At 67.0% G+C, this 8,207-nt stretch carries 6 protein-coding genes; 3 read left to right on the plus strand and 3 right to left on the minus strand.

Annotated elements, in window-relative coordinates:
- Together mfd and ABZD10_RS11495 are read right to left on the minus strand one after the other, a co-directional pair.
- A partial coding sequence (mfd, locus tag ABZD10_RS11490) for a transcription-repair coupling factor (RefSeq protein ID WP_372886638.1) occupies positions 1 to 3,180 on the minus strand: 3,180 nt, incomplete at its 3' end.
- Positions 3,181 to 3,197: 17 nt separating this feature from the next.
- Positions 3,198 to 3,722: a component of SufBCD complex gene (locus ABZD10_RS11495; RefSeq protein ID WP_372886639.1), complete on the minus strand. Its 525-nt coding sequence runs from the start codon at positions 3,720 to 3,722 to the stop codon at positions 3,198 to 3,200.
- Between the two features lie 114 nt (positions 3,723 to 3,836).
- Between ABZD10_RS11495 and hemB the strand changes: the two genes are divergently transcribed.
- Complete coding sequence (hemB, locus tag ABZD10_RS11500; protein WP_372886640.1) at positions 3,837 to 4,838, plus strand: porphobilinogen synthase; 1,002 nt, start codon at positions 3,837 to 3,839, stop codon at positions 4,836 to 4,838.
- A gap of 113 nt (positions 4,839 to 4,951) precedes the next feature.
- Positions 4,952 to 5,512, plus strand: coding sequence for a YSC84-related protein (locus tag ABZD10_RS11505; protein ID WP_372886641.1), 561 nt, complete (start codon positions 4,952 to 4,954; stop codon positions 5,510 to 5,512).
- A gap of 80 nt (positions 5,513 to 5,592) precedes the next feature.
- Here the strand turns inward: ABZD10_RS11505 and ABZD10_RS11510 are convergent, their stop codons facing one another.
- Positions 5,593 to 6,465, minus strand: a complete 873-nt coding sequence (locus ABZD10_RS11510) for an NAD(P)-dependent oxidoreductase (protein WP_372886642.1) — start codon at positions 6,463 to 6,465, stop codon at positions 5,593 to 5,595.
- 81 nt (positions 6,466 to 6,546) lie between these two features.
- On the opposite strand from ABZD10_RS11510, the gene ABZD10_RS11515 reads away from it, so the two are divergent.
- On the plus strand, positions 6,547 to 8,207 hold a 1,661-nt coding region (locus ABZD10_RS11515), incomplete at its 3' end, for a penicillin acylase family protein (RefSeq protein WP_372886643.1).

An 8,207-nucleotide genomic window follows, 5' to 3' on the forward strand; every position in this document is an offset into this window, starting at 1 on the left:
CACCAGAAGCAGGGTGTTGACCTCTTTGGGAAGCTTGCCGAAACGGTCGATCAGCTCGGCCGCGAACCCCTCGAGCTCGACCTTCGTGTGCAGCCCGCTGAGGCGGCGGTAAAGGCCGAGACGCACGTCGAGGTCGGGCACGTAATCCTCGGGGATCAGCACCGGAACGCCAAGGTTGATCTGCGGCGCCCACTGACCGTCGGTGTCGCTCAGGCCCTGCATTTCACCGGCCTTGATCTTGGCGATCGCCTCTTCCAGCATCGACTGGTAAAGCTCGTAGCCGACATCGCGCATCTGGCCGGACTGTTCCTCGCCCAAAAGGTTGCCGGCGCCGCGAATGTCGAGATCCTGGCTGGCCAGGGTAAAGCCGGCGCCGAGCGTGTCGAGCGAGCCCAGCACCCGCAGGCGCTTTTCGGCGGCGGCTGTCAGCGGCATGCGCGGCTTGGTGGTGAGATAGGCATAGGCGCGGGTCTTCGAACGCCCGACCCGGCCGCGGATCTGATAGAGCTGCGCCAGGCCGAACATGTCGGCGCGGTGCACCACCATGGTGTTGGCGGTGGGAATGTCGAGCCCGCTCTCGACGATGGTGGTGGCCAAGAGCACGTCATATTTGCCGTCGTAAAAGGCGTTCATGCGGTCGTCGAGCTCGCCGGCGGCCATCTGGCCGTGGGCGGTGACGACGCTGACCTCGGGCACCTGATCGGCCAGAAAATCCTGCACCTCGCGCAGGTCGCTGATCCGGGGCACCACGTAGAAGCTCTGCCCGCCGCGATAATGCTCGCGCAGCAGCGCCTCGCGGATGGTGACCGCATCGAACTCGCTGACATAGGTGCGGATCGCCAGCCGGTCGACCGGCGGCGTGCCGATGATCGACAGATCGCGCACCCCCGACAGCGACAGTTGCAGGGTGCGCGGGATCGGGGTCGCGGTCAGGGTCAGCACATGCACGTCCGAGCGCATCTGTTTCAGCCGCTCCTTGTGGGCGACGCCGAAATGCTGCTCTTCGTCGATCACCAGCAGGCCGAGGTTCTTGAACCGCGTGTTCTTGGCCAAGAGCGCATGGGTGCCGATCACGATGTCGACCGTACCGCGCGCCATGCCCTCGCGGGTTTTCTCGGCTTCCTTCGAGGACACGAAGCGCGACAGCGCCCTGACCTCGATCGGAAAGCCGCGGAAACGGTCGGCAAAGCTCTTGTAATGCTGGCGCGCCAGAAGCGTGGTCGGCGCGATCACCGCCACCTGAACGCCGGACATCGCCGCGACGAAGGCGGCGCGCATGGCAACCTCGGTCTTGCCGAAACCGACATCGCCGCAGACCAGCCGGTCCATCGGCTGACCCGAGCCGAGATCCCCCAGCACATCCGAGATCGCACTCAGCTGGTCGTCGGTCTCCTGATAGGGAAAGCGGGCGCTGAACTCTTCCCATGCGTGGTGCTGTGCCTCGAGCGCCGGGGCGCGGCGCAGGGTGCGTTCGGCGGCCACCCGGATCAGCCGGTCGGCCATCTCGCGGATACGTTCCTTCAGCTTGGCCTTCTTGGCCTGCCAGGCACCGCCGCCGAGCTTGTCCAGCAGCCCTTCGTCCTGGCCATAGCGCGACAAGAGCTCGATGTTTTCCACCGGCAGGTAGAGCCTTGCGTTCTCGGCATATTCCAGGCTCAGGCATTCATGCGCGGCGCCGGCGGCGGTGATGACTTCCAGCCCGTGATAGCGCCCGATGCCGTGATCCACATGCACCACCAGATCGCCGGGGCTGAGCGACTGGGCCTCGGTCAGGAAGTTCTCGGCCCGGCGTTTCCGGCGCGGTGCCCGGATCAGCCGGTCGCCCAGCACGTCCTGTTCCGAGATCACCGTCATCTCGGGGGTCTCGAACCCGTGTTCCAGCGCCCAGACCGCCAGGTAAAGCCCCGATTTTCCGATCCGCGCGGCGTCGCTCACCGGGATGGTCTCGGCCAGCCCCTCGTCCTCGATCAGACCGCTCAGCCGTTCGCGTGCGCCCTCGGAATAGCTGGCGACCAGCACCGGCCCCTGCTGCATCCGCGCCCGGATGTGATCGGCCAGCGCCGCGAACAGGCTGACCTGTTCCTGCTGGCGCTCGGGCGAGAAATTGCGCCCGATCCGCCCGCCGGCGTCGATCGTGCCCGGCCCGCTGGCCTGCGGCAGGGGATGAAAGCGCAGCATCCGCCGCCCCGAAACCGCCGCCTCCCAGGCGGCGTCGTCCAGATACAGCTCCGCTGGCGGCACCGGCTTGTAGACCGAGTCGATACGGGCTTTCTGCGCCAGCGCATGGCGCCGGGTTTCATATTGGTCGACCACCGACTCCCAGCGTGAAAGCCGCGCCGCATCCGTCTGATCGTCCAGCGAAATCACCGCCTCGGGCAGATAGTCGAACAGGGTTTCCAGCCGCTTGTGGAAATAGGGCAGCCAATGCTCGACCCCCTGATGCTTGCGCCCGGCGCTGATCGCCTCGTAAAGCGGATCATCGGTGCCCGCAGCACCGAACTCGATGCGGTAATTCTGCCGGAACCGGGTGATCGCGGCTTCGTCCAGAATGACTTCCGAGACCGGCGCCAGCTCGATCTCCTGCAGCTTTTCGGTGGTGCGCTGGCTGACCGGGTCGAAACGGCGCGCGCCGTCCAGCACATCGCCGAAAAGATCCAGCCGCACCGGGCCGCTGTCGCCCGGCGGAAAGATGTCGATGATGCCGCCACGGATCGCATAGTCGCCGGGCTCCATCACCGTCGGCGCCTGGGCAAAGCCCATGCGCGCCAGAAAGCCGCGCAGGGCCGCCTCGTCGATCTGGTAGTTGACCCGCGCCTTGAACGCCGCCTCGCGCAGCACCGCGCGGGCCGGAACCTTCTGCGTCGCCGCGTTGAGCGTGGTCAGCAGCACATATTGTTTCGGCATGCCATGCACCAGCCCGGCCAGAGTCGCCATGCGGGTCGCCGATATATCGGCATTGGGCGACACCCGGTCATAGGGCAGGCAATCCCAGCCGGGAAAGGTCACCACCGGCATCTCGGGCTGGAAGAAGGCCAGCGCGGCGCGCATCGCCGCCAGCCGCTTGTCGTCGCGGGCGACATGCACAACCGGGCCGCCGGATCTGGCCACCTCGTTCAGGATCAGCCGCGCGTCATAGCCTTCGGGCGCACCGCCAACGGTGAAATGGGTCGAATTCGGCATCACGTTAGACCTCGTGTTCAGCCCAGCGGTGACGACTGGAAATTCTGGTACATGCCCCAGATCGAGGTGACAAAGATCGACAGCATGCCGATCACCTGGGTCCAGAACCGGTGGCGCGACAGGCGCTTGCGCAGCAATTCGCCGCTGGCCTCCTCCTCCTGGATGCGCGCCGCCGTCGACAGGCTCATCAGGGCCACCAGCGACATCGGAAACATCATCAGGAACACCGCCTGGGCAAATTCCACCCCGTAGTGGAAGCCGAGCACCGCCAGCCCGGTCAGCAGGAAGCAGGCCAGGGCCAGCAGCCACAGGCCCGATACCTGCGAGATATGCAGCAGGCGGTTGCTGTTGATCCGCACCAGATCCTCGAGGTCGACCTCGCTCTGGCCGCCCCTGCGGCGGGCGCGCAGCACCATGTCGAAGGGCACCCCCAGCACCCAGTGGCTGGCCGTCGACCACATCACCGCCAGCGCGATCCAGAACCACAGGTTCGAGAAACTGCGCATGTCGATCAGTTCAAAGACGGTTTGGTGCCAGTTCACTGCCGGTGCCCCTGTGCGGTTTCCTTCCACATAACGCGGCTCTGCGGCAATTCCTAGCCTTGAGATGGCGCTTAATCCGTGGCACCTGAGGGAGGTTCGCAAATGAGGTCCAAGATGAGCCATCACCCCGCCAGCTTTCCCGCCGCCCGCCTGCGCCGCACCCGCCAATCCGCCGCCGTGCGCGGCCTGGTGCGTGAACATTCGCTGAGCGTCCAAGACCTGATCTGGCCGATCTTCGTGCGCGATGGTGAGGGGGTCGAAGAGCCGGTGGCCTCGATGCCGGGCGTGGTGCGCCGCTCGGTCGACAAGATCGTCGAGGCGGCGCGCGAGGCGCATGACCTCGGCATCCCGGCGATCTGCCTGTTTCCCTATACCGACCCGGCGAAAAAGACCGAATGCTGTTCCGAGGCCTGGAACCCCGACAATCTCTCGAACAGCGCCACCCGGGCCATCAAGGCCGCGGTGCCCGAGATCGCCGTCATGACCGACGTGGCGCTCGACCCCTATAATGTGCATGGCCATGACGGCTTCGTGCGCGACGGCAAGATCCTCAATGACGAGACCGTCGAGGCGCTGGTCAAACAGGCGCTGAGCCAGGCCGAGGCCGGGGCCGACATCCTTGGCCCCTCGGACATGATGGACGGGCGCATCGGCGCCATCCGCAGCGCGCTTGAAGACAGCGGCCACGCCGATGTGATGATCCTCAGCTATGCCGCCAAATACGCCAGCGCCTTCTACGGCCCGTTCCGCGATGCGGTCGGCGCCTCGGGGGCGCTCAAGGGCGACAAGACCACCTATCAGATGGATCCGGGCAACAGCGACGAGGCGCTGCGCCTTGTGGGGCGCGATCTCGACGAGGGCGCCGACATGGTGATGGTCAAGCCCGGCATGCCCTATCTCGACATCTGCCGCCGGGTGAAGGACCGTTTCGGCGTGCCGACCTATGCCTATCAGGTCTCGGGCGAATACGCGATGATCATGGGCGCGGCGCAGAATGGCTGGATCGACGGCGACAAGGCGATGATCGAAAGCCTGCTGGGCTTCAAACGCGCCGGATGCGACGGCATCCTGACCTATTTCGCACCGGCGGTGGCCCGCAAGCTGGCCGGGCGCTAAGCCGCCGACGCCCCGCAAGCCCTAGTGACAGCGCCCCGCGCTGGCCCTATAGTTGCGCGCAACGACCGGAAATCCGGCGCCAAGAGCATGACATTTCAGAACAGGCAAAACCCATGGACATGATGAACAGACGCAGTTTCACCCTCGCGGCCCTGGCTGGCGCGGGCCTGACGGCCGCCTGCGGCAACGGCATCGGCGGCAATGGCGCCGCCGAGATCGACGCCCGTGTCGACCAGACGCTGGACTATCTTTACAGCAACCACCCCAATGCGCGCGACCTGGCCAGCAAGTCCTCGGGCATTCTGGTGATGCCGCTGATCACCGAGGCCGGCTTCGGCGTCGGCGGCGGCTATGGCCGCGGGGCGCTGCTGGTCAATGACGTGACGGTGGATTACTACTCGGCCGCCAAGGGCAGCTTCGGCTTCCAGATCGGCGCGTCGCAGCATGCCCATGTGCTGTTCTTCATGACCGAGAACGCCCTGTCCGAGTTCCGCCGCTCGCGCGGCTGGGCCGCCGGGGCCGATCTCAAATACGCCGTGGCCGACGACGGCGAGACCCTGGCCGTGGGGACAACGACCTCGCTGGCGCCGGTGATCGCCGTGGTCTTCGGCCAGGCCGGCCTGCATTTCGGCGCGACGCTGGAAGGCACCAAATATTCGCGCATCATCCCCTGATCCACCATTCCTCCGGCAGGGCCCGGCGGGCCGGACCGCTGCCGCCGGGCAACGCCGGCGCCCTTGCCTGACCCATGCGCTCAGCCGAGATGGCGCAGGCGCTTGACCAGGCTCGAGGTGTCCCAGCGCCCGCCGCCCATCTTCTGGACATCCTTGTAGAACTGGTCGACCAGCGCCGTCACCGGCAGGCTGGCGCCGGTCTCGTCGGCGGTGTCGAGGCAGATCCCGAGATCCTTGCGCATCCAGTCGACCGCGAAACCGTGGTCGAAATGATCGTCGAGCATGGTCTTATAGCGGTTGGCCATCTGCCAGCTGCCCGCCGCGCCCTGGCTGATGACCTCGACCACGGCGCGCCCGTCAAGCCCGGCCTTCTCGGCGAAATGCAGCGCCTCGGACAGGCCCTGCACCAGCCCGGCAATGGCGATCTGGTTGCACATCTTGGTCATCTGCCCGGCGCCGCTGTCACCGATGCGGCGGCAGATGCGGGCATAGGCCGCGATCACCGGCTCGGCGGCGTCATAGGCCGCCTGATCGCCACCGCACATCACCGACAGGATACCGTTTTCGGCCCCCGCCTGCCCGCCCGAGATCGGCGCGTCGACAAAGGACAGCCCGGCCGCTCTGGCGGCGGCGTCAAGCTCGGCCGTGACCCGGGCCGACACGGTGGTGTGGTCGACGAAGATCGCGCCCGGCCGCATCGCCGCAAAGGCGCCGTCAGCGCCGGTGCAGACCTGGCGCAGGTCGTCGTCGTTGCCGACACAGGCCATGACGAAATCGGCGCCCTTGGCGGCCTCGGCCGGGGTTGCCGCGCGCGCGCCGCCAAAATCCTCGACCCAGGCAGCCGCCTTGGCGGCGGTCCGGTTGTAGACCGTGACCGCGTGCCCCGCCTTTTGCAGGTGCCCGGCCATCGGATAGCCCATCACGCCCAGACCCAGAAACGCCAGTTTCGCCATTTGCTTTTCCCTCGCATGCAATCATCGTAGTGTTTGTCCCGTCCCACGGGGCGCTTGGCAAGAGATAATCCGGGATTCGGCATGAGTGTGGTCATTCAATGGTTGCTGCGTATCGCAGGCGGTATGGTGGTGTTGTCGCTGGCGGGCATCGCGCTGGTCTATTACCTCGCCTCGCGCTCCCTGCCCGACTATGACAAGACCCTGGCCGCCGCCGGCGTCTCGGCGCCGGTCGAGATCGTGCGCAACAATGCCAACGTGCCGCATATCTTCGCCGAAAGTGACGGCGATGCCTTCTTCGCCCTCGGCTATGCCCACGCCCAGGACCGGCTCTGGCAGATGGTCACCCTGCGGCGCACCGCCCAGGGGCGGCTTTCCGAGGTCTTCGGCCCGCGCACGCTGCGGATCGACAAGCTGCTGAGGCGGCTCGACTTCTACACGCTGTCGGTCCAGTCCACCCGCTATCAGGATGCGCGCACGGCGGCGGCGCTGCGGGCCTATTCCAACGGCGTCAATACCCGCATCGACGAGATCAACCGCGACTCGCTGGGGCGCGGCGCCCCCGAGATGTTCCTGTTCCAAAGCCCGGTCGCGCCGTGGCAGCCGGCGGATTCGATCGCGATCCAGAAACTGATGGCGCTGCAGCTTTCGGGCCATCTGGAAGAAGAGGTGCTGCGCGCCCGCGTGTCGCTGCTCTTGCCCGACGCGGCGCGGCTCGCCGATGTGCTGCCCGAGGCGCCGGGCACCGGGGTGGCGGCGCTGCCGGAATATGCGGCGCTGGTGCCGGGCACGGCGCGCTTCGCCGAGACCACCGCCCTGCCCCGGCATCCGCTGTCCCCCTTCAAGCCGCGCGCCCTGGCCGGGGCCTCGAACGCCTGGGCGGCGGCGGCCTCGCGCTCGGCCTCGGGCGGCACGCTTCTGGCCAACGACCCCCATCTCGGGCTCAGCGCGCCGTCGATCTGGTATCTGGCGCGGCTCGAACTGTCGACCGGCGGCGTCATCGGCGGCACCATCCCCGGCATTCCGGCCGTTCTCAGCGGCCGCAACGACGGCCTCGGCTGGGGGCTGACCTCGGCCTATCTCGACGATCAGGACGTCTTCATCGAGGCGCTGAACCCCGACAACCCCGAGGAATACCGCAGCCCCGACGGCTACAAGCCCTTCGTCACCCGCAAGTCGATCATCAATGTCGCGGGCGAAGCGCCGGTGACGATCACCCTGCGCTGGACCGACAACGGGCCGGTGCTGCCGGCCGGCCATTACAGCCTTGGCACGGTGACCCCGAAGGACCATGTTGCCGCCCTCGGCTGGACCGCGCTCAGCGCCGCCGATACCTCGCTCAGCGCGGCCATCGGGGTGATGTATGCCGACACCGTGCAAGAGGCGATCGCCGCCGGCGAGGCCTATATCTCGCCGGCCCAGAACCTGATCCTGGCCGACCGCGACACGGTGGCGATGAAGACCGTCGGCGCCATGCCGCGCCGCGCCGAGGGCCATGTCAGCAAGGGCCGCCTGCCGAGCCTCGGCTGGATGGCGCAGAACCGCTGGCGCGGGCGCCTGCCCTATGCTTCGAACCCCGAGTTCATCAGCCCCACCGGCGGCATCGTCGGCAATACCAACAACAAGACCCTCGAGCGGCCGTTTCCGCTGCATGTCTCCTATGTCTGGGGCGACACGCAGCGCATCCAGCGCTGGCAGCGGCTGATGCAGGGGCGCCAGGTGCATACCCGCGACAGTTTCGTCGA

The organism is Shimia sp., assembly GCF_041624275.1.
In the GTDB taxonomy this organism is placed as follows: Bacteria; Pseudomonadota; Alphaproteobacteria; order Rhodobacterales; family Rhodobacteraceae; genus Shimia.